At 61.8% G+C, this 20,924-nt stretch carries 19 protein-coding genes; 6 read left to right on the forward strand and 13 right to left on the reverse strand.

All coding sequences use genetic code 11. The annotated features are described in order from the left end of the window. The first annotated feature begins 31 nt into the window (after positions 1-31). The gene (locus RCF49_RS15315) at positions 32-1,150 is read left to right on the forward strand and encodes a DUF2125 domain-containing protein (RefSeq protein WP_342640670.1); all 1,119 of its coding nucleotides are present in this window, start codon (positions 32-34) and stop codon (positions 1,148-1,150) included. Between the two features lie 146 nt (positions 1,151-1,296). Next, positions 1,297-1,887, forward strand: coding sequence for a sugar O-acetyltransferase (locus tag RCF49_RS15320; protein WP_342640671.1), 591 nt, complete (start codon positions 1,297-1,299; stop codon positions 1,885-1,887). 318 nt (positions 1,888-2,205) lie between these two features. Here RCF49_RS15320 and RCF49_RS15325 read toward each other — a convergent pair whose 3' ends face one another. The 6 genes from RCF49_RS15325 to ftsE are packed head-to-tail and all read right to left on the reverse strand — an operon-like array spanning position 2,206 to position 8,257. Further along, on the reverse strand, positions 2,206-2,700 hold the full coding sequence (locus RCF49_RS15325; RefSeq protein ID WP_342640672.1) for a hypothetical protein: 495 nt from the start codon (positions 2,698-2,700) through the stop codon (positions 2,206-2,208). Positions 2,701-2,755: 55 nt separating this feature from the next. Beyond that, positions 2,756-5,059, reverse strand: a complete 2,304-nt coding sequence (locus RCF49_RS15330; protein ID WP_342640673.1) for an adenosylcobalamin-dependent ribonucleoside-diphosphate reductase — start codon at positions 5,057-5,059, stop codon at positions 2,756-2,758. Positions 5,060-5,102: 43 nt separating this feature from the next. Beyond that, positions 5,103-5,870 (reverse strand): lysophospholipid acyltransferase family protein, encoded by a 768-nt coding sequence (locus tag RCF49_RS15335; RefSeq protein WP_342640674.1) that lies wholly within the window; start codon positions 5,868-5,870, stop codon positions 5,103-5,105. Between the two features lie 13 nt (positions 5,871-5,883). Further along, complete coding sequence (locus tag RCF49_RS15340) at positions 5,884-6,600, reverse strand: YdcF family protein (RefSeq protein ID WP_342640675.1); 717 nt, start codon at positions 6,598-6,600, stop codon at positions 5,884-5,886. A gap of 20 nt (positions 6,601-6,620) precedes the next feature. Then, positions 6,621-7,601 (reverse strand): cell division protein FtsX, encoded by a 981-nt coding sequence (locus tag RCF49_RS15345; protein ID WP_342640676.1) that lies wholly within the window; start codon positions 7,599-7,601, stop codon positions 6,621-6,623. Continuing rightward, positions 7,598-8,257, reverse strand: coding sequence for a cell division ATP-binding protein FtsE (gene ftsE / locus RCF49_RS15350; protein ID WP_342640677.1), 660 nt, complete (start codon positions 8,255-8,257; stop codon positions 7,598-7,600). Before ftsE ends, RCF49_RS15345 begins: the two co-directional genes overlap by 4 nt. A 280-nt stretch (positions 8,258-8,537) precedes the next feature. Between ftsE and RCF49_RS15355 the strand changes: the two genes are divergently transcribed. Together RCF49_RS15355 and hpt are read left to right on the forward strand one after the other, a co-directional pair. Continuing rightward, positions 8,538-9,119 carry a hypothetical protein gene (locus tag RCF49_RS15355; protein ID WP_342640678.1) on the forward strand — a complete coding sequence of 194 codons (582 nt, stop codon included), beginning with the start codon at positions 8,538-8,540 and terminating at the stop codon, positions 9,117-9,119. Next, entirely contained in the window at positions 9,100-9,639 is a 540-nt protein-coding gene (hpt, locus tag RCF49_RS15360) for a hypoxanthine phosphoribosyltransferase (protein WP_342640679.1), read from the forward strand. The genes RCF49_RS15355 and hpt overlap by 20 nt, the downstream gene beginning before the upstream one ends. A gap of 39 nt (positions 9,640-9,678) precedes the next feature. Here hpt and RCF49_RS15365 read toward each other — a convergent pair whose 3' ends face one another. From RCF49_RS15365 to argH, 4 genes are all read right to left on the reverse strand, one after another. Further along, positions 9,679-12,186, reverse strand: a complete 2,508-nt coding sequence (locus RCF49_RS15365; protein ID WP_342640680.1) for a TIGR02302 family protein — start codon at positions 12,184-12,186, stop codon at positions 9,679-9,681. A 209-nt stretch (positions 12,187-12,395) separates the two neighbouring features. Continuing rightward, on the reverse strand, positions 12,396-13,673 hold the full coding sequence (lysA, locus tag RCF49_RS15370) for a diaminopimelate decarboxylase (RefSeq protein WP_342640681.1): 1,278 nt from the start codon (positions 13,671-13,673) through the stop codon (positions 12,396-12,398). Between the two features lie 14 nt (positions 13,674-13,687). Beyond that, on the reverse strand, positions 13,688-13,852 hold the full coding sequence (gene lptM, locus RCF49_RS15375) for an LPS translocon maturation chaperone LptM (protein WP_342640682.1): 165 nt from the start codon (positions 13,850-13,852) through the stop codon (positions 13,688-13,690). Between the two features lie 86 nt (positions 13,853-13,938). Continuing rightward, on the reverse strand, positions 13,939-15,318 hold the full coding sequence (gene argH / locus RCF49_RS15380) for an argininosuccinate lyase (RefSeq protein ID WP_342640683.1): 1,380 nt from the start codon (positions 15,316-15,318) through the stop codon (positions 13,939-13,941). Between the two features lie 47 nt (positions 15,319-15,365). Between argH and RCF49_RS15385 the strand changes: the two genes are divergently transcribed. Both RCF49_RS15385 and RCF49_RS15390 read left to right on the forward strand, forming a co-directional pair. Then, the gene (locus RCF49_RS15385) at positions 15,366-16,013 is read left to right on the forward strand and encodes a TlpA disulfide reductase family protein (RefSeq protein ID WP_342640684.1); all 648 of its coding nucleotides are present in this window, start codon (positions 15,366-15,368) and stop codon (positions 16,011-16,013) included. Between the two features lie 95 nt (positions 16,014-16,108). Further along, positions 16,109-16,504, forward strand: coding sequence for a DUF2794 domain-containing protein (locus RCF49_RS15390; protein WP_342640685.1), 396 nt, complete (start codon positions 16,109-16,111; stop codon positions 16,502-16,504). A gap of 244 nt (positions 16,505-16,748) precedes the next feature. Here RCF49_RS15390 and RCF49_RS15395 read toward each other — a convergent pair whose 3' ends face one another. From RCF49_RS15395 to RCF49_RS15405, 3 genes are all read right to left on the reverse strand, one after another. Continuing rightward, positions 16,749-17,525 (reverse strand): Bax inhibitor-1/YccA family protein, encoded by a 777-nt coding sequence (locus RCF49_RS15395; protein ID WP_342640686.1) that lies wholly within the window; start codon positions 17,523-17,525, stop codon positions 16,749-16,751. A gap of 81 nt (positions 17,526-17,606) precedes the next feature. Continuing rightward, entirely contained in the window at positions 17,607-20,195 is a 2,589-nt protein-coding gene (locus RCF49_RS15400) for an ABC transporter permease (protein ID WP_342640687.1), read from the reverse strand. Next, positions 20,192-20,908: an ABC transporter ATP-binding protein gene (locus RCF49_RS15405; RefSeq protein WP_342640688.1), complete on the reverse strand. Its 717-nt coding sequence runs from the start codon at positions 20,906-20,908 to the stop codon at positions 20,192-20,194. Before RCF49_RS15405 ends, RCF49_RS15400 begins: the two co-directional genes overlap by 4 nt. Between the last annotated feature and the right edge of the window lie 16 nt (positions 20,909-20,924).

A 20,924-nucleotide genomic window follows, 5' to 3' on the forward strand; every position in this document is an offset into this window, starting at 1 on the left:
ATCCCCGAAACATCCGTTCGTATGAGTTGTGATGCCGCATTCTATAGATCACACCGCCAATGATCCCAACCAGGCGCGCTCATTGCCGTCGGCAAGGAGTGTGTCTTGGCGTATCGCTTTGCCCTTTTTGGGGCTTTTGGCACTTTTTCTGATCTGGTCCGGATATTGGTGGGTTGCGTCCTCCATGAGTCGTCACGGCTTCGAAGACTGGGTGCAGAAGGCGGCCCAGCACGGCATGACACTCTCCTGCAATGACCAGGACTGGGGCGGCTATCCCTTCCGCATTGAAATGAGCTGCGCGCCTTTGAAGCTGAGTTGGGCGAGCAAGGCTGGTGCCGGTTCGATCGATCTTGGCCGGCTCGAAACGGTCTTCCAGCTCTATAATCCCCGCCATGTCCTCGCAGCGGGAGCGCCGCCGGCCACCTACCGCATCGGCGAGGCGGGGCTTGCCGCCCCTTCGACCATCATTTCGACGAGCTTTGGTGAGGCCACGTCCAGCCTCATCTTCTCGGAGGGCGATCTTGCGCGGACCGATCTGGTGCTGAAGGAGGCGGTTGCCGATTTCGGCGGCAGGGATGGCTATTTCGCCCAGGGTCGTGCGCGTTATCTCGAGGTGCACACACGGTTCATTGAGCGGGCTGGTGGGCCTTCGCCAGTCCTGGAATTTGCCGCCAGCGGGCAGGAGGTTTCCCTCGCCGGGCCGGCAGTCACATCGGCCACAGGCATTCCCATCGAGCTTGATCGGCTGACGCTGCGCGGCGAGACGGACACGCAGCTCAATACCACCCTCGATCCCAGCAGTGCCCTGCGGGAATTCGTCGCCAGGGGCGGCGTGATCAAGATCACGCGGCTGAATGGCCAGCATGAGGCCGTGAACATCAATGCCACTGGCGAGGTCACATTCGATGCGCAGGGCAGGGCAAATGGCGATCTTGCGACCGAAGTGACCAACCTGAAGAGCATCCTGGATCAGCTGCGGGAAGCCGGCCGGCTTGGCGAGCTCGAGGCCGCCTTTTCACTCAATATGCTCACGATGCTCGAAGGCGCCACCTCCGGCCGTGAAGGGGCGCTTCACGTGAAGGTGGCAATCCGGAACGGCAATGTCTATTTCGGACCATTCGAGATCTTGGAACTGCCGCCGCTGTTCTGATCGGAACATGGCTCAAGGTGAGCCATCGCGCGCGAGTATACGGCAGACATTGTGAAGCCTGCCTCCATCAGGGCGCGGGTTATGAGTTCTCTGTGCTTGGGTCTCAGCGCTGGAGCGGGGATAAGGTCTAGGAGGGGAGAACGCTGATGCGCAGCGAACGTGAAAAAATGCTGGCTGGCGAGCTTTACGATGCGTTGGATCCAGATCTCGTCGCGGATCGATACAGGGTGAGGCGGTTATGCCAAAAGCTCAACGCATCGAGTGATGCCGATGAGGCTCTGCGTCGAACACTGTGTACGCAAATTTTTGGAAAGGGCGGTGACACCGTATGGATGCAGCCGCCATTCTACTGCGATTACGGCTACAACATCGAACTGGGTGAGCGCGTATTCTTCAACTTCAACTGCGTGGTCCTCGATGTCTGCCGAGTGCGTATCGGTGACTACACCCTGTTCGGGCCGGGTGTTCAGGTTCTCACGCCGATGCATCCCCTCGATGCAGCCCTGCGCCGGAAGCAGGAATATGGGAAACCGGTTGAGATCGGGGCGGACGTATGGGTCGGTGCAGGCGCCCTTGTCCTGCCGGGTGCGAGCATTGGGTCGGGTACAGTGATCGGCGCCGGCAGCGTTGTGACCCGTGACATTCCCGCTGGCGTTTTTGCAGCTGGCAACCCTTGCCGTGTTATCCGCGGAATCACGGCCGATGAGCGCAATTCGTACCCTCCGCCTCCGGCTTGAGCGCCTAAGCATTTTCGAGCGCAGCGGGTACCGGTTCGCGTGAAGAATGCGAGAGGCCGCACCAAGGCATTTTAGAGCGAAGTGGATGCCGGCCGCTGAAGAATACATGGGGCAATTACGAGAGCGGCTTTCCGATTGAAAGCGAAGGCGCTCTAACCTTCCGGTTCTCGCGAGCGTAAGATGCGTGATCGAGGCTGCCCGCAAGCCTTAACACCGATGGAGCTTGAAGGCCGTCCGAGAGGATTACGGCCATCCAACAATAGGATCTCTCGACTGAGACTCCCGGGCTATCTCGGAAACAAGCTGTCAGGATCCCTGCTATGCGTCCTGGATTCGGGAAGGGGAACAAGCTGCCCGACTCGGACGCTCGGGCTTGAGCTTGAAATAAGCCGCAAATGCCGGGAGCAGCTTCTGCAGACCGTGAGGGCTCGGCTCGTGTTGCATCTCTTCTGCGGCGGCCGGCAGCAGGGCCGCCGAGAGATCTGCAAGGGCCGTTTCCACCTCGCTATCCGTCTCAGCGAGAAGGTGAACATGCACCTCGTTCACCCCATGCTGCTTGACGAGCTGAGAAGGAAGGCATCCCCCCAACCCATCGAAGGCCTGGGGAAACCGGCCGATGGCACAGACCTCGCGCTGACCAGCACCATCGCGCCTGATTGCGAGATAGACGGCACCGGGGCAGGGAGGGCAATCCTTCAGCCGAAAAACGCTATGGATATAGCGACGCCCCGAGCTGCCGTTCCAATACCAGAAGCGGTCGCCGAATGGGCCGTCGCTGTTCACGTGGGCGGAATGGGAGGAGATCTTGATCATGCGAATAAATTAGAACAAACAAAGAACATTCGTCAAGCCTGAATCGCAGATCTTCTCAGCCGCAGCGGGAATAGCCGCACGACATGCAGGTTGCGCATCCCTCTTGGAAAACCAGAGTCGCCGAACCGCAGCGCGGGCACTGGGCGGGTGCTCGCGTCATATGCTGTACCGGCGATGTCTCTTGCGCGCTGCTCGCTTCGGTCGAGCTATCCGTGCCACGGATGAAACGCCCTTCGGGGGAAAGAAAGCCGATATCGAGCATATGCTGCTCGATCACGCCACCGATTGCCGCAAGCAGGCTCGGCACATAGCGTCCTTTGAGCCATTGGCCGCCGCGCGGGTCGAACACCGCCTTGAGCTCCTCGACCACGAACGATACGTCGCCGCCGCGCCGAAACACGGCCGAGATCATCCGGGTCAGCGCCACCGTCCAGGCATAATGCTCCATATTCTTCGAATTGATGAAGATCTCGAAGGGCACGCGCCGGCCATCGCGCATCGTGTCGTTGATGGTGATATAGATGGCATGGTCCGAGTCTGGCCACTTCAGCTTATAGGTAAAGCCGGGCAGGACCGACGCTCTCTCCATCGGCGAATCAGAGGCCCCTGTCGCCGCGACCACCGGCGTCGGCGATGAGCCGGCGGGCTGCTCGATGCTGAGCACCGAGCCGGTGATCTCATTCGGCCGGTAGGTGGTGCAGCCCTTAAGGCCCATGTCATAGGCCAGCTGATAGACGTCGCGGAACGCCTCGAACGAGATCTCCTGCGGCACGTTCACCGTTTTTGAGATCGAGCTATCCACATGCGCCTGGAGTGCGGCCTCCATGACCAGGTGATCACGGGGGCTCAGCTCCTGGGTGGTGACGAAGAACTCGGGGAGCGCCGCTTCTTCTCCGAAGAGCCGCCGAAACATCCGATAGGCATAGTCCGAGACCGGCTCTGTTCGATGACTGCCATCAGGCAGCAGCACCCGGCGCTGATAGGTGTAGCTGAACACCGGCTCCACGCCGCTCGAGATATTGTCGGCGAAGAGCGAGATGGTGCCCGTCGGTGCGATCGAGGTCAGCAAGGCGTTTCGGATGCCATGCTTGGCGATGCGCTTTCGAAGCTCCTTGGGCAATCGTGATGCGTGGCCATTGGCGAGATAGGCATCCGCATCGAACAGTGGAAAGGCACCTTTCTCGGCCGCAAGCTCCACACTGGCAGCATAGGCGGCATGCTCGATCGCGCCCATCCATGCCTTTGCGCGCGCCGCAGCGGCCTCGCTGCCATATCGGAGCCCGCACATGATGAGTGCGTTCGCAAGCCCGGTCACACCAAGTCCGATGCGACGCTTGGCCAAGGCTTCCTTCCGTTGTGCCTCGAGCGGATAATTCGAGACATCAACCACATTGTCCATCATCCGCACGGCCGTGGTCACCAGCCGGCCGAGCTCATCCTCGTCGATCCGGGCCTGACCCGAGAAGGGGTCATGCACCAGTCTCGCCAGGTTGATAGACCCGAGGAGGCAGGCCCCATAGGGCGGCAGCGGCTGCTCACCACAGGGATTTGTGGCGTTGATCTGCTCGCAATATTGCAAGTTATTGAGTGCATTTACCCGGTCGATGAAGATCACGCCCGGCTCGGCATAATCATAGGTGGCGCGCATGATCTTGTCCCAGAGCGCCCGGGCGCGCACTGTCTTGAACACCCTGCCGCTGAACACCAGGGGCCAGTCGCTGTCATCGCGGACCGCTTCCATGAAGGCGTCGGTCACCAGCACGGACAGATTGAACATGCGCAGCCGGTTGGGGTCGCGCTTCACATCGATGAAGGCTTCGATATCCGGATGATCGCAGCGCATGGTCGCCATCATGGCGCCCCGGCGGGACCCCGCGGACATGATGGTGCGGCACATCGCGTCCCACACATCCATGAAGCTGAGTGGTCCCGAGGCATCAGCGCCCACCCCTTGCACAGGGGCGCCGTGCGGACGCAGCGTCGAGAAGTCATTCCCGATCCCGCCACCCTGCTGCATGGTCAGGGCTGCTTCGCGGAGGCCCTCGAAAATGCCCGACATGTCATCGGCGATGGTGCCCATCACGAAGCAGTTGAACAGCGTCACCTGCCGTCCCGTCCCCGCCCCCGCCAGGATGCGCCCGGCCGGCAGGAACCGGTAGCCCGCCATCGCTTCATAGAATTCCGCTGCGTAGGCTTCTCGCTTGTCCGACCGCTCGGGCGCTGCGAGCGCTCTTGCGACGCGCCACCATGTATCATCCACCGTCTGGTCGATCGGGGTACCGTTCGGCTGCTTGAAACGGTATTTCATGTCCCAGATTTCGTGGGCGATCGGGGACAGCTCGCGTACCAATTCGGTCATCGGGACTCGGGGGTTCGCCGTTTATGAGCCCCTGAATATAGTGTCAGGCCTGACCAGAGTCGAGGCTATGTTCTCTTTTTGTGCCAGTTGGATTAGAAGCCTCTGCTTCTGCCACGAGCCGGGCGGTGGCCGTTTCGATCCGGTCTTCGAGCTGCTGATCGAACGCGCGGCGACTCAGCCCAGGCTCGATCAGCGGCAGAATCTCCACAATCACCGTGCCGGGGTACCGGAGGAACTTGCGGCGCGGCCAGAATATCCCGGAATTGAGCGCGATCGGCACGCAGGGCAGTTCGAGTTGCCGGTAAAGGGCGGCTGTTCCCGGCCGATAGGCGGGCGGGGCACCCGGCGCCCGTCTTGTGCCTTCGGGAAAGACGATGATTTGCCGTCCCTCCGCCTTGGCGCGTGCCGCCGCTTGCATCATCCGCCGCAAAGCCGTGGCCCCCGCGGTGCGATCAACCGGAATCATCCGGAACTTGAGCGCGAACCAACCAAAGAGCGGGATATAGGTGAGCTCCCGCTTTAAGATCACGGCCGGATCATCGAACAGCGGCAGCAGAGCGAACGTCTCCCACAGCGACTGGTGCTTGGCCGCAACCAGGAGCGGTCCTTTCGGGATGAGCTCTGTTCCCCTGAACTGGACCCTGAGCCCCACAACCCAGCGCAACAGCAAGAGCGATGATCGCGCCCACACTTTGAGAGCCGCCATGGACCACGCCCTGGGCGTCACGTAGAACACGCAGCCCACAACCATGAAGGCGATCAGGTTGAGATAAAAGAGCAGATTGAAGAGCAGCGACCGGAGGACGAGCATCCCTTGGAACCGCTCAGGATTGTGCAGGCGCAACCGGCACCCGCCAACTATCCCAGGCGATCTTCCGCGCCAGGGCCACCAGATATTTCGCGTATTCCGTCGCCACCACGCGCAAGGCGACACTGTTGGTGAGCATTTCGACCGCCGAGCCCGTCACCGGCGAGCCCGCCTTCACGGGATAAGCGATTACACGTGCTTCAGGCAGGTAGCGTTGAAACTCGATGAGGCTGCGCGGCATGTGATAATTGCTGGTCACCAGAATGACGCTCGTGAAATGCTGATTTCTCACCCACGCCGCCGCTTCTGCGGCATTGCCCTCGGTATTGACGGCTTGCCGGCCGAGATCCACGCAGCAATCGAACAGCTGCTTGCTGGCATCGAGCTCGGACCGCAGGGCCTCGCGGCTGGTCGCAACGTTCACTCCGGTGATGAGGAGGCGCTTGGCGCTGCCATTGCCCAAGAGCTTGAGCGCTTCCGAAATCCGTGCCGCCCCACCCGTGAGCACGACAATTCCATCGGCCTGCGGAGCGGCCTGCGGTTCGTCGTGAGCGATCTTCACCGCGAATGCGCCGAGTCCGCCGGCCAGCGCCAGGAGCAGGATCAGCGCGAGACAGACAAAGACAACGGCCGGGCGTCGGGGGCCGCGGGAGGAATTGGCTACGCTGCTCTGAGTTCCCGCTTGGGAATTGCCATTCATGTCACGCCCATGAAAACCCCGATCGTCACCCATGAGCGAATGCCCTTATAGGACTAGAGGACATCACTCAAGATCCGCATGACGGTCACGCGCGAGGTTATCAGGCTGACGACCACCGCAGCAATTGGGACGAGCAGGAACAGCGCGTAGCTGCGGAGGGAGAGCTCGGCAGGTCCAAACATCAGCGAGCGACTGGCATCCGTCAGCCCGCCGGGCACATCGCTCGGGCCCATGAAAGCGATGAGGACGACAGTGATCGCGCCTGCAACCGTGCCGATCAGGCCCGCCTTGAAGGCCAGCCGAACGAAATGCCATTGCACTTGGCGTGCGATGAACCGGTCGCGGGCACCGACGAGATGCAACACCTCCACGATGTTGCGATTGGCCGCGATTGCAGACCGGGTCGCGAACACGGTCACCGCGATTGTCGCCAGCGCGATGATGGCGAGCACCCCATAGCCGATCCATCGCAGCGTACCTGCTGTCCGACTGAGCTGTGACTGCCATTGTTGATGGGTATCGAGATCCGCCCCCGTCACCTGTGCTGCCAAGGCGGTGCGCAACGCTTGCAGGTCTGGCGGGTGATTCGGGTCGGTTTGCACGGCGATCATTCGAGGTATCGGCAGATCCTGGATCACCGACAGGGTGCCAAGCCATGGTTCGAGCAGCTGCGCGGCTTGGGCTTTATCGATGATCCGGAAGCCGGTCACGCCTGGCGTCGACTGGAGGATGACCGACGCCTTGTCGACTTGCGCATCGATGTCGGTACCGTCCATCGGCCTGATCTGCAATGTCACCTCTCGCGCGATGTCCTCGCTCCACACCGAGACCGCTTGGTCGATGACCAGAACCCCCGCAAGGGCCAGGCAGGCCAGAAATGACATGAGGGTGACCACCAGCAGCAATGACCGCCCGACCACGGTGCCAGCCGGCATGATGGGTTCGGCATAGCGCGGCAGCTCGCTGGTCGGTGCGGCTGGTCGTTCCGCTTGGACCGGTGCTCCCAGGCTAGGCTCTTTGCGGATGGACGTCATGGGATAACTTCGAGCTGGCCGGCATCGAGCACGAGTTTCGGCGCTCTCAGCTCCTCCATCAGCGAAACATCGTGGGTGGCGATGAGAACGGTAGAGCCGAATCGGTTCAATTCCACGAACAGACGCAGTAGCCGGCGCGCCAGATCGGGATCGACGTTACCGGTGGGCTCGTCCGCCAGGATCAACTCCGGCCGCCCGACCACCGCCCGTGCGATTGCTGCCCGCTGTTGCTCCCCGCCCGACAGCACCGGTGGAAACGCATCCGCCCTGTCCCCTAGTCCTACCCAGTCGAGCAGCTCCAGCACATTCTCCCGGTAATGCTCAACCCGTTCCCCGCGCACCCTCAGCGGTAAGGCCACGTTGTCGAATGTGCTCAGGTGATTGAGAAGCCTGAAATCCTGGAACACCACGCCGATGCGACGTCGGAGGTCCGGCAACTGGCGGCGGCTGAGCGAGGAAACGTCGCGATTGAACAGGCTGATGACGCCGCGGGTGGGTTTCAGCGAGAGGAACAGCAGGCGGAGCAGTGACGTTTTGCCGGCACCGGATGGGCCCGTGAGAAAATGGAAAGATCCATTTGCGAGCTCGAAGCTGACATCCCTGAGCACCTCCCGTCCCTTGCCGTAACGCAGCCCGACATTCTCAAGACGGATCACGGGTCTCCCTCCGACGATCGATCAGCCTAACCACCACCACTGCCATCACATCTGCACGGGAGTGCTTAACCTCTCCTTAACCCTGCGGCCCTTGAATCAAATTGTAGGGGTCGACGTGTCCGGAGTGAACCTCCGGTGCGAAATGGATTGGGTTTGAGCGTTGATGATAGTGTCTTGCCCTGCTTGCGCAATGCGCACCGATCGGCCGGAACGGCTGCTGATCGGGTGCAGGGAGGCGATCCGGTGCCGGCGCTGCCAGCATATCTGGCTTGATCGCTCGATGGGTGACTCAGGTCTGGCAAGACCGCATAATGGGTCTCTCATTCCCGAGGCCGCACGGCGTGAGCGTCTGCGCCGGCGCGAGCAGCACCGTGCCGCACCAGCCACTCGCCGCACCGGGGATGTCACGCACTGGCTTGCCCTGACTGGCTTTACCATGGCCTTCGCTGCAGCGATTCTGTTCTGGCCGCAGCAGGTCGTCAGCGCCTTTCCGGCCGCCGCTCGCCTTTATCAGAAGGTCGGAATTGAGGTGAACCAGGTAGGGCTTGCCCTGGAGCGGGTCAGGTCACACCTCGTCTATGCGGGCGGAGTGCCCTCATTGCGGGTGAATGGAACGATTGCCAACGTGTCGCAGGTCGCCCGCCAGGTACCGGAACTTCGCTTTACCCTTCGCGATACAGCGGGCCAGAGTGTCTTCACCTGGTCTGAACCTGTATCGGACCTTCCCCTTCTCCCTGGTGCCCGAATTACCTTTTCAACCAAAATCGCAGCACCGCCCGAGCTTGCTCAAAAAGTGGAGATCCGGTTCAATCGGATTGGTGATGCACCCATGGCAATGACCGATGAGCCTGCCCCGAATTGATGTTCTGTTCTCCGAGCCTGTGATTGCCCGCCGGGTCGAGAAACTGGCCAAAGAGATCGCTGCCATGACAATGCCGCGTCTCTTGGTCATCCCTGTTCTCAAAGGCAGTTTCATCTTCGCTGCCGATCTGATTCGATCGATGCACAGAGCAGGTGTCGAGCCCGAGATCGATTTCCTCATGCTGGCCAGCTATCACGAGGACACGCGATCATCCGGCCGGATCGATGTGCTCCGCGACATCGCGACGGATGTGAGCGATCGCGGCGTGCTTTTGATCGACGACATCCTTGAGTCCGGCCGAACCCTCCACTTTGCCAAGGAATTGATGGCGCGACGCGGTGCGAGGCAAGTCAAGACAGCGGTGCTGTTGGACAAGCCACATAGACGGGCGCAGGACCTGGAAGCGGACTTCGTCGGCTTCAAATGTCCCGATTGCTTTGTTGTGGGTTACGGCATGGATATGGCGCACCGCTATCGCGAGCTGCCATTCATTGGCGTGATCAAAGACCCCGCCGATTGAGCGGTGGCGCGGGGGCTCAGGCAAGCCGCTTCGGTTCGCTCAGTAAATCCCTCTGAGGAGCCGCTCGAGATAATCGAGCTCGAGCTGCGGCCTTGCCGGCTCGTTCATGCGCTGTCTGAGAATGCGCAGGACTTCCTGGGCCCGCATCACTGACATCTCGTCAGGCACGACATTGCGCCGCTCCCCGAACTGCTCGCCTTCGGTGGGACCGGGCCGTCCGAGGGGATCCGTTTCCTGCCCGGGCTGTCCGCGTCCCTGCTGGCCGGGCTGATTGCCGGCCTGGGCGGGCCCTTGCTGCATCTGTTGGGCGAGAGCCTCCGCCCCCTGTCGCATCTGGTCGAGAGCTTCGCCCTGCTGCCCCAGCGCCTCGCCGCGCTGGCTGTTGCGCAAGGCCTCCGCGGCGCGACGCATGGCCTCGCGGGCCTTATCCAGTGCGCCGGGCGACTGCATGCCCTGCTGTCCCATCTGATCCAGCAGTTTCTGTAGGGCCTGGCCCAGATCGCCTTGCTGAGTTCCAAGCTGACCTGCCTGGCCTTGCTGGCCCTGTTGGCCTTGCTGGCCCTGCTGTCCGTCCTGGCCCTGTTGACCTTCGCCGGGCAGGCGGAACGTCTGGTCCATCAGTCTTTGCTGCCGGCCCATCATTTCCCCCAGTTCCTGCAAGGCCTGACCCATGGGCGAGCCCTGCTGTGGCTGCGCCATGCTGGGTCTTAGCCCCTGCAGGATGGAGTTCAACTCGGCCAAGAGCTGCTGCGCCGCATCCCGCGCACCGGATTTCGCCAGGTTCTCGATCATGTCCATCATGCGCGAGAGATCTTGCGGCTGGATCATGCGCGCATTGGGATCGGCAGGCTGCATCTGCCCGTTCGCCATATTCCGCCGGGCCTGCTCGATGAGCGCCTGCATATAGCGGTTCAGGGCGTCTCGAAGCTGCTTCATGAGCTCTTCGATCCGCTCTTGGGGGGCATTCTCAGCGAGCGCCTTCTGCAATTCGCGTTGCAGCGCCTGCAGTTCGCGTTCTGCAAAGGAAAGATCACCGTCTTCGACTGACAATGCGATCTCCCAGAGCAGGTCGGTCACACCGACCATTTCTTCGCGGTCATCCACCTGCAAGAGCCGGTGATAGGCGGTGCGGATCCCGAGATAGACACCGCTGCGGTCGATCAATCCGTCTGGATAAAGCGTGAGCGCTTCGAGGGTCCTTGCCACCAGCGGCTGGCGATCCGGATCATGCAGAAGATTGCGCCGCTGCTCGGCAAGAGCCTGCGCCAGAGGATTCCTGAACGGCCGCTCGGGCAGAACGAAGCTCACCACGCGGCTGCGCGTGATCTGGCCGGCCTCGTCTTGCGCCTCGAGCCACATATTCACCGTGGCTCCTGCCCAAGGATGCGCGGTCAGATCGCGTTGCTCCCGCGCCTTGACCCGCCGCGGCTTCGAGCCCTGCAACGCGATCTCCAGATCCGGCGCGTCGAACATGAACAGTCCGGGAGCCGCGAGACCCTCCTCGCCGTCCTGAACGTCGGAGAGCTCAAACCTCGCTTTGAGGCTGGTCAGCCCGTAATCATCGGAGGCCGTGTAGTCGAAGGCGAGCGCGCCTGTCGGCATAGCGCCGGGATCACCCACCAGCTCGACCTGCGGTGCCGCATCGCTGATGATCTTGATGGGCCAGCGTCCGCGTTCGCCATCCTCATCCTCGACGACGATGGTCGCGCCATCCGTGAGCTTGGTCCGCAGCTCATGCACATTCGGTGAGACGGCGGGAACACTGAGCTCTTTGGCGGCCTGTGTCTGGCCATTGCCGGAAGAGGCCGGCAGCAGGCGAACCGCCGGTTCCTCGGCATTGTTGAAGCGAACCACCAGCTCGCTATTCGCGGGCACGATGATCTCTGCCTGACTATCGACTTTCGCCGTGTTCCCACCGCCTGCAAGGAAGACAGGGGGCCGCCCTGTATAGCGCGGCGGCGTGATCCACGCATCGACGCCGACCACGGTTTCCGGGGCGATCTGGCCAACCCTAGCCGCCTGCTTGATTTGCCCCCGCCAATTATCGCCGACCAGGATCACGGCTGCGATAAGCGCGAGCGCGAGCGCGCTACGCAGCGCGATTGGATCCAGCACATGAAGGTGGGAGCGAGGAAGCCCAGGCCTCAAAGCCTTGATGCGCGCAAGCAGAGACTGCTTATGGGCTGCCCACAGGGCCTGCTGCTCGAGGCTTGTAACCGGAGCAGACAGAGTGTCCTTGTAGGAGGTCGCGGGGCGGTGTGGTAGTCCTGCGCGGCGTTCCAGATGCCGCAGGGCGCTGTCATCATCCGGCCACCGCAGGCTGAGGAGTGGCCGCAGCGACCAGACGAAGGCACCGGCAAAGCCGATCAGCGCCAGAATATGCAGCATGCGCGGCAGATAGCCGAACAGCCCCAGCAGCGTGACCAGGACAAACAGGCCTATGACGCTCAGTGCCGGAAACACTGCGCTCCATGCGGCTTCGAGGAAAAGGACGACCTTTGCTTGGGCGGTTTTCCTGGCCAGGTCCCTGTCTGGGCGCTCGCTCATCGTCGCCACTATAACATAGTTAGCGGCCTTCGTGACCCGTAGCGTGCTCGCCAGGGATCACGTGATCGCGATGGTGCAGCATTCTCGAGCGAAGTGGATGCTGGTTCCGCCCAGAAAATGCGGCCAGACAAGGAGGAAGAGCGATTTCCGAAGGCGAAAACTCCCTAGGGTTATGGCCGCTCTGCCACGATTTGCCCGAGCTCGAGCCCTTAGCTTCCGGCTTGTCCCTGCCAGGGAGCGAGCGCGTCGAAGCCGATGATTTCCTCATAGCTCGGGCGTCGGCGGACCACGGCAAATTGATTGCCGCTTACGAGCACCTCAGGCACCAGCCGTCGCGTGTTATAGGTCCCTGCGAGCACCGCGCCATAGGCCCCGGCGGTCATCAGCACCAGGAGGTCACCCCGTTCAACGGAGGGCAGCAAGCGGTTCTGAGCCAGGAAGTCGCCGCTTTCGCATACGGGACCCACGACGTCCACCATCCGTTCCGTGGCAGGGCGCCGTTCGTCAGCACGACGGATCTCGTGATAGGCCTCATAGAGCGTCGGCCGGATGAGATCGTTCATCGCCGCGTCCACGATCACGAAGGACTTGGCGTCTCCATGCTTCACATAGATCACGCTGGTGGCCAGAATGCCGGCATTGCCGGCGATCAGGCGGCCCGGTTCCAGAATGAGCTTGCAATTCAAGGGGCCGAGAATGCGCTTGGCCATCTCCGCATATTCGGCGGGCGAGGGCGGCAATGGCTCGCCGGGCTTGTAAGGAATGCCGAGCCCGCCGCCAAGATCGATGTGCCTGATATTGTGCCCTGCCGCCTTCAGCCGATTGAAAAGGTCGCCGATCAGCGTGGCCGCCTTTTCAAAAGGCTCCAGTGAGGTGATCTGGCTGCCAATATGCATATCGATGCCGACCACCTCGAGCCCGGGCGATTGCCGGGCCCGATCATAGACGGCCTCCGCCCGGCTCCAGGAGATGCCGAACTTGTTCTCGGCCTTTCCCGTCGAGATCTTGGCGTGGGTCTTGGCGTCCACATCGGGATTGATGCGCAGCGAGATCGGCGCGCGCCTCTCTTTGCTCAAAGCCACCTTGTTCAGGAGCTCGAGCTCCGGCTCCGATTCCACGTTGAAGCAATGGATGCCCCGGTCGAGAGCATAGGCCATCTCCGCTTCGGTCTTGCCGACCCCTGAAAACACGATCCGGCCTCCGGGAACACCGGCAGCCCGAGCGCGCCGCAGCTCACCCTCCGAGACCACGTCCATGCCCGCGCCGAGATCGGCGAGCGTCTTCATCACTGCTAGATTGGAATTCGCTTTGGGCGAATAGCAGATCATATGGTCGATGCCGGCAAAGGCTTCATCGAACACCCGATAATGCCGCTCGAGCGTGGCGCGCGAATAGCAATAGAATGGCGTGCCGACCGCAGCCGCGATGCTGCGCAAATCGACATCTTCGGCATGCAGTATGCCGTCGCGATACTCAAAAAAATGCATGGGAGCTGAACCGGTTAAAAGCCTGGCTGCCTGGGGGTGATGAGCGGATCCAGCAGGACCGGCTCGTCCGGATCGGGCTCCTTGGCGCCGGGAGGCGGTTCCAAGGGGCCGCGAACGCCGCAACTTGCGAGCGAGAGGGCCATCAGCACCAAAGCCGCGATCGTTCTGGTCCGCTGCACGGATCACCTCTCAGTGGGATAGGGCGCATGGGCGCGCTGTTCTGGCCTGTTTTACTGCAAGCTCAGCCGCGCGCCAAGGGCAGGTCTCAGCCAAGCTGTTTGAGCCAGCGTTCAGCTTCCGCAAGCACATTGTCCGGCGCAGTGCCGCCTAAGCTCTTGCGGGACCGCACGGAAGAGTCAACCGTCAGCACGGAATAGACATCATCCGTGATGCGCGGCTCCACCTCCTGCATCTCCGCAAGCGCAAGCTCATGAAGCCCGACATTGCGCGCCTCTGCCTTTGCAACCAGAGCGCCCGTCACATGATGTGCTTGCCGGAAAGGTAGGCCGAGCACCCGAACCAGCCAATCGGCAAGATCGGTGGCGGTCGCGAAACCCGCATCAGCCGCGGCGCGCATTTCCGCAAGGTTGGGCGTGAGATCGTTGATCATGCCCGTCATCGCGGCAACACACAGCGAAAGAGTATCCAGCGCGTCGAAGAGTGGCTCCTTGTCCTCCTGCATGTCCTTGCCATAGGCGAGCGGCAGCCCCTTCATCATCACCAGAAGCGAGACCAGCGCGCCGATCACCCGGCCGGCCTTGCCGCGCACCAATTCGGCCGCATCCGGATTGCGCTTTTGCGGCATGATGGACGAGCCGGTGGTGAAGCGATCGGACAAGCTGACGAAGCGGAACTGCGCCGAGGTCCACAACACCAGCTCTTCGGAGAGGCGCGATAGGTGCATGGCCGAAATGGCAGCGGCGCTCAATGTTTCGATCGCGAAATCCCGGGCGGAGACCGCATCGAGGGAATTACGCATGGGGCTGTCGAAGCCGAGGGCTTGCGAGGTCATCTCCCGGTCGATCGGGAAGGATGTGCCGGCCAGCGCGGCTGCGCCCAGCGGATTCTGATTGACGCGCTTGCGGGCATCCGCGAACCGCTCACGGTCCCGCCCAAACATCTCCACATAAGCTAGGCAGTGATGGCCGAAGGTGACGGGTTGTGCGGTCTGGAGATGTGTGAACCCGGGCATGATGGCATCCGAGTGCTCCTTCGCCTTGATCGCGAGGGCTTTTTGCAGATCAGCGAGTTGGTGGTCGAGGTGATCGATCGTGTCGCGCACATAGAGCCTGATATCGGTCGCGACCTGATCGTTGCGGGATCGTGCCGTATGCAGCCTCCCTGCCGCGGGCCCGATGATCTCTGCAAGCCGCGCCTCGACATTCATGTGGATGTCTTCGAGACTGCGCGAGAATGTGAAGGTCCCCGCTTCGATCTCCGATTGCACCTGATCGAGCCCGCGAATAATCTCCGCCGCGTCGTCGGCGCTGATGATCCCTTTTGCCGCAAGCATCTGGCAATGGGCTTGCGATCCGGCGATATCCTGGGCAAACAGCCGCTTGTCGAAATCGATGGAGCTGTTGACCTCCTCCATGATTTCGCTTGGTGTTTCGGCGAAGCGTCCGCCCCACATCCGGTTCGTCACGTCAGGTCCTCTTTGCTAGCCACTGAGTTTGAAGCGAGATCTAGATCATGAACGCCACTGCCCCCCGCCAAAATAGTCGAAGGCTGATGGTGGCTGTCGGTCTGGTCCTGCTCGCGATCGCTGCTGCAGCCCTTTACCTGATCACCGACGAGCCGCGCAATGCACAGAATGCTGGAGGCGGCGAGACGACCGGTGCAACCCTCCCGTCTGAGCTTGCCACAGGACAGATGGCGGCGCTTGTCATTCATAAGTCGCCCCAGGACATCCCCGACTTTACCTTCACCGATGCGGACGGGAAGGAACAGAGCCTGGCGAAATGGCGCGGTAAGACGGTGCTCGTTAATCTTTGGGCCACATGGTGCGCCCCATGCCGGGAGGAAATGCCGGGCTTGGCCGAGCTCCAAAGGAACTATGGCGGGGACGATTTCGAAGTCGTAGCCATAAGTCTCGATCAGAAGGGCGCCCCTGCGGCGCAGGCCTTTCTCGACGAGATCAAGATTTCCAACCTCGCGCTTTACTTGGACCCCACGACGAAATCTCTGCGTTCGCTCAAAAGCGTGGGTCTGCCGACCACCATTCTCGTCAATCCGCAGGGTAAAGAGGTTGCGCGCCTGATGGGAACCGCCTTGTGGGATTCACCGGATGCTGTTCGCGTGATCGAGACTGCGATTGGTCGCGCTGACCCGAAAGTTTGACGGCGCTAATCTTTTCCGCATCTTGCCAAGCTGCCGGCGCTGGGCCATCATGACGATAATATGACGCTGACGGCCCCTTGTTTCCGGTAGGAGCGATGAACGATACTGAACCCATAGTTCAGATCGGGGCGCGGGCGAATGCGACCGCGCTCCAGGCTGCTGCGAATGGTAAGCCATCTCCCAGCAGCAATGTAGCCACAGCATTCGATCGGCAAGAGCTTTCCGCAATATTTTCGGTTTACGGCCGCAGGGTCGCTGAAGGTGCTTGGCGCGACTATGCAATCGACCATGGGCGCGACAAGGCGGTGTTCTCCATATTCCGACGGAGCAGCGAGGTACCGCTCTACCGGATCGAGAAGCAACCGAAACTGCGCCACAAGCAAGGCCTCTACGCAGTCATTGCACAGACGGGCGCAATTCTGCGCCGAGGACACGACATCAAGCAGGTGCTCAAGGCCATAGACCGGCAGCCGAAGCTGGTGCCAATCTAGTCAGGATAGGAGAGATAAGCCGCGCGAGCGACATGACCTGTCGCCGATGCTGGAGCGCTTTCGGCTGGCGGCCCGGCAGAGACGGTGTTCACTGAGTTTTGGAGCGAAGGATGGAGGGAGCTCCACTGACAGCCTGAAGGACATAAGGGGAGGCGTCAGCGAAAGCCCCCGGGACTTGTTCCCGGGGGCTTTTTGTTGGATTGAAGAACTTTCAAGCAGAGGCTTGCAGCCACCCAGCGCGAGGTCAGTTCCTGTTCCCAAAAAGGCGGAGCAGCATCAGGAACAGGTTGATGAAGTCGAGATAGAGTCGCAAGGCACCAAGGATAGCCTTGCGCCCGGCCGCCTCGGCCGAGTCGCCCTCGAAATACATCTCCTTGATCGACTGCGTGTCATAGGCGGTGAGCCCTGCGAAGATCAGCACGCCCGCGCAGGACACGACGAAATCGAGCGCTGAGCTGGCCAGGAAGATATTGACCAGCGAGGCGATGATAATGCCGATCAGCCCCATGAACAGGAACGAGCCCCAGGGCGCAAGGTCGCGCTTGGTGGTGTAGCCCCAGAGGCTCAACGCGCCGAACGACGCCGCGGTGATGAAGAACACCCGTGCTATCGAGCCATGGGTGTAAACCAGGAAGATGGACGACAGAGAGATGCCCATCAGCAGGGCGAACACCCAGAATGCGAGCTGAGCGCCGGCAACGCTCATGGCGTTCAATCGGAAGCTGAGGAAGAACACCATCGCGAGAGGCGCGAAGATCACTGCCCACTTCAACGGGCTGACGAACAGCGTATAGCCGAATTGCGTAAGCAGAACACCGCCGGCCCGAGCCACAGCATCGGCCTCGATGCTCGTCACCGACAGCGAATACACGCCAAGTGCCGCGAGGCCCGTGATCACGAGCCCGATGGTCATGTAATTGTAGACTCGCAGCATATAGGCGCGGAGTCCCTCGTCGACCGCGAAGGCCGTTCCGGCGACGCCGCGCTGCGCGTAGCTGCTGCGATTGTTCAGGTCTGCCATATCGCTGTGCCTCCTCGCCCAGGTTCGCTAGATATGGGGTGATTTACTGTCATTGACAAGCACAAGGGACCGCTTCTGCTCTCACTCGTTGCGCAGAATCGGCGTAGCCTTTGCCCGCAGCGCCGCCCAGGTCGTCATGAGCCCGGCAGCGATCGTGACACAGGTGGCCAACAAAGCGGCGGTGATTGCCACTTCACCCGAAAAAGTCCAGCTACTCTGCATGGCAAAGGTAAGGATTGCGTAACTACCGGCCGCGCCCGCGACGACCGCGAATATGGCGGTGGTCAGCCCGAGAAGGCCATATTCCAGAGCATAGGCAACGAGGAGCTGCTGGCGCCTGGCCCCGAATGTTTTAAGCACCACGGCATCATAGATGCGCGTGCGCAGTCCGGTTGCGAGCGCGCCGGCAAGGACCAGCACGCCGACGAGCAGGGTAACCGCATTGGCACCGCGCACCGCCGTAAGCAGCTGTTCCATCAGCTCGTTCACCGTATCCAGCGCTTCCTTCACCCGAACGGCCGTGCTGTTGGGAAAGGCATCCGACATGACCTTCAGCACCTCGGGCTCATTCCCCGGGGGAGCCTTGACGGTCACCAGGAAAGTGTGTGGAGCACCGCGCAGGGCATTTGGCGAAAAGACGAGCACGAAATTCATGGCGAGCGAACGCCATTCGACCTGACGCAGGCTGGCGATTCGCGCCGTGATCTCGCGGCCGAGAACATTGACTGTCAGGTGATCTCCAACCTTGAGGCCCATGCCACGCGCGGCATCCTCGGCCATCGAGACCAGGGGTTCGCCCGAATAATCCTTCGGCCACCATTCGCCTTCCGTGATCACGGAATTGGCTGGCGGTATCTCCGAATAGGTAAGGCCGCGATCACCACGCAACACCCAGGCAACCTCCGGGTCCACCTTCACCTGCTGTGAGGGTACCCCATTTACGCTCACGACGGTTCCCCGGAGCATGGGCACGCTCTGTATGTCGTGAGCCCCCGGCAGGCCCTTGAGCATTTGCTCGAAACGATCATGCTGGTCGGGCTGAATGTCGAGGAAGAAGAATGACGGCGCCTGGCCCGGCAGATTGCGCTGCAATTCCCGCGTCAGGTTGGTATCGACCAATGCCAGGGTCACGAACAGCGACAGCCCGAGCCCCAGCGATAGCACAACAGAGACGGTGGGTGCTGCCGGACGATGCAGATTGCCAATGGCGAGCCGCGTGATCGGGCCGGTTTTTTTGGTGGGCATTTTCGCGGCTGCCCAGGTCAGCGCCTTTCCCAATCCGACAAGGATCGCAAACCCTGCAGCGAGGCCGAAAATGTACCAAAGGGTCAGCTGCTTGTCTTCGAATGTGGCCAGCGCGACACTCACCAGGATCAGGAGCACCACGGCAACTGCCATGATATAGGGCCGGTGGGGCAGGCGACGTGCGGGAGTGATCGCATCCCGGAAGAGCGACTGTGCCGGTATGTCTCGCGCGCGACCCAAAGGCCAGATCGCGAAGGCCAGCGTGACCAGCACGCCAAACGCCGCAGCGGCGAACAGTGAGAGGGGATAGATGCCCGTCTCCAGGGGCAGCGGCAGCATATCGGCCAGGAGATGAGCCAGGGCAATTGGAATAGCAGCCCCAATCACGAGCCCGATGCCGATGGCCAGCGCCGCCAATATCATCACCTGGATAAGATAGATTTCGAAGATCGCTCGCCCCGGCGCGCCGACACATTTCAGAATGGCAATGTTCCGCCGGCGGGCATCGAGGAAGTTCGTGACCGCATTGGCGATGCCGACCCCGCCGACAAACAGGGCGGTAAGCCCCACCAGAGATAGGAACAGGGTCAGGCGGGCAACGAAGCGTTCAACGCCGGGAGCGGCATTCTCGCGCGACTTGATGCGCCAGCCGGCGTCAGGAAACCGCGTTCGGACCTCCTCGAGCAGGGTGCGCAGCGCCCCCTCGCCGCCAGTGTCCATTCTCATTCGGTAGGCATTCGTGACGAGACTTCCTGGCTGGACCAGACCGCTCTCGGCCAAGGCCTCCCGGGTCATGAACAGGCGGGGGCCGAACATAAGCCCTTCGGACAGTCGGTCCGGTTCGCTGGCAAGGGGGTGGCGCACCTGGAACTCAAGGGTGCCAACCTGCACGAGGTCTCCCGGCGCCACGCCGAGCCGGGTGAGCAGCACCGGATCGGCAACAACGCCCCAATGGCCATCCCGCTTGGCTAAGGCTTCATCAAGTGACCCGCCTCCTTCGAGCCTCACCTCCCCGAAGAGAGGATAAGTCTCATCCACCGCCTTGAGCTCGACCAGGGCGCGCGCGTCGCTTTTGGTTGAGCGGGTCATGGCCCGCATCGTGGAGACCTGACTGAGGCGGCCTTGCGACTGCAGGAACGCGATTTCCTGCGCGCCGGCCTCACGGTGGACGAGGGAGAATTCAGCATCCCCGCCCAGGATGACCTGCCCGCGGTTCGTGAGCCCTTCCCCGAGCGCCGAGGAGAGGGAGCGCACGCCGGCCAAGGCGGCAACGCCCAGAATGAGGCACAGCAGGAAAATGCCGAATCCGCGTAAGCCCGACCGCAGCTCGCGCAGCGCAATGCGGAAACTGATGGGAAGTGTGGCACCTGTCTTCGAAGCGGTCGTCGCGATTGCCCGCGGCACAGCGGCATCGGCATTGCTCATGCGAGCACTTCCGTCTCGGCGGGGGTTCTGCCGGGCTGGCGTTCTCCGATGATACGGCCGTCTGCCATATGGATGACCCGTGAGCACCGCTCGGCCAGAGCCGGATCATGGGTGACGAGCACCAAGGTCGCCTTCTCCTCCTTCTGGACCGAGAACAGCAAGTCGACGATCTGCGCACCCGTCTCCTGGTCCAGATTGCCCGTCGGTTCATCCGCCAGAAGCAGCTGTGCCCCCGTTGCCAGCGCCCGTGCGATTGCAACCCGCTGCTGTTCTCCGCCGGAGAGCTGGCCGGGATAATGGTCCAGCCGATGCCCCAGCCGCACCCGCTTCAACTGCTCGGCCGCGAGGGTAAAGGCATTGCGCTCGCCCTTGAACTCGAGCGGGACTGCAACGTTCTCGAGCGCCGTCATGGTCGGAATGAGGTGGAAGGCTTGAAAGACAATGCCCACATTGTCGCGGCGGAATGCGGCGAGCGCATCTTCGCCAAGGCCCGTCAGATCGCGAGAGGCAACCTTCACTGTTCCCGCACTCGGCGGCTCGAGGCCAGCGAGCACCATCAGCAGCGTGGTCTTGCCCGAGCCGGATGGCCCAACCAGGCCGATGGCTTCGCCCGGCGAGATCACGAGATCGATACCGCGCAGGATCTCGACCGGACCGGCACGGCTTGGCAATGTCAGGCGGACGTCTGAGAGGGCAACGATCGGATCGGCCAAGGGAAATCTGCTCACG

The organism is Rhodoligotrophos sp. CJ14, assembly GCF_038811545.1.
Classification (GTDB): domain Bacteria; phylum Pseudomonadota; class Alphaproteobacteria; order Rhizobiales; family Im1; genus Rhodoligotrophos; species Rhodoligotrophos ferricapiens.

What these genes read in the sequence shown, in the direction of transcription:
- RCF49_RS15315 (WP_342640670.1), top strand. Translation starts at nt 32, where the DNA reads ATGCCGCATTCTATAGATCACACCGCCAATGATCCCAACCAGGCGCGC.
- RCF49_RS15320 (WP_342640671.1), top strand. Translation starts at nt 1,297, where the DNA reads ATGCGCAGCGAACGTGAAAAAATGCTGGCTGGCGAGCTTTACGATGCG.
- RCF49_RS15325 (WP_342640672.1), bottom strand. Translation starts at nt 2,700, where the DNA reads ATGATCAAGATCTCCTCCCATTCCGCCCACGTGAACAGCGACGGCCCA.
- RCF49_RS15330 (WP_342640673.1), bottom strand. Translation starts at nt 5,059, where the DNA reads ATGACCGAATTGGTACGCGAGCTGTCCCCGATCGCCCACGAAATCTGG.
- RCF49_RS15335 (WP_342640674.1), bottom strand. Translation starts at nt 5,870, where the DNA reads ATGCTCGTCCTCCGGTCGCTGCTCTTCAATCTGCTCTTTTATCTCAAC.
- RCF49_RS15340 (WP_342640675.1), bottom strand. Translation starts at nt 6,600, where the DNA reads ATGGGTGACGATCGGGGTTTTCATGGGCGTGACATGAATGGCAATTCC.
- RCF49_RS15345 (WP_342640676.1), bottom strand. Translation starts at nt 7,601, where the DNA reads ATGACGTCCATCCGCAAAGAGCCTAGCCTGGGAGCACCGGTCCAAGCG.
- RCF49_RS15355 (WP_342640678.1), top strand. Translation starts at nt 8,538, where the DNA reads ATGGGTGACTCAGGTCTGGCAAGACCGCATAATGGGTCTCTCATTCCC.
- hpt (WP_342640679.1), top strand. Translation starts at nt 9,100, where the DNA reads ATGAGCCTGCCCCGAATTGATGTTCTGTTCTCCGAGCCTGTGATTGCC.
- RCF49_RS15365 (WP_342640680.1), bottom strand. Translation starts at nt 12,186, where the DNA reads ATGAGCGAGCGCCCAGACAGGGACCTGGCCAGGAAAACCGCCCAAGCA.
- lysA (WP_342640681.1), bottom strand. Translation starts at nt 13,673, where the DNA reads ATGCATTTTTTTGAGTATCGCGACGGCATACTGCATGCCGAAGATGTC.
- RCF49_RS15385 (WP_342640684.1), top strand. Translation starts at nt 15,366, where the DNA reads ATGAACGCCACTGCCCCCCGCCAAAATAGTCGAAGGCTGATGGTGGCT.
- RCF49_RS15390 (WP_342640685.1), top strand. Translation starts at nt 16,109, where the DNA reads ATGAACGATACTGAACCCATAGTTCAGATCGGGGCGCGGGCGAATGCG.
- RCF49_RS15395 (WP_342640686.1), bottom strand. Translation starts at nt 17,525, where the DNA reads ATGGCAGACCTGAACAATCGCAGCAGCTACGCGCAGCGCGGCGTCGCC.
- RCF49_RS15400 (WP_342640687.1), bottom strand. Translation starts at nt 20,195, where the DNA reads ATGAGCAATGCCGATGCCGCTGTGCCGCGGGCAATCGCGACGACCGCT.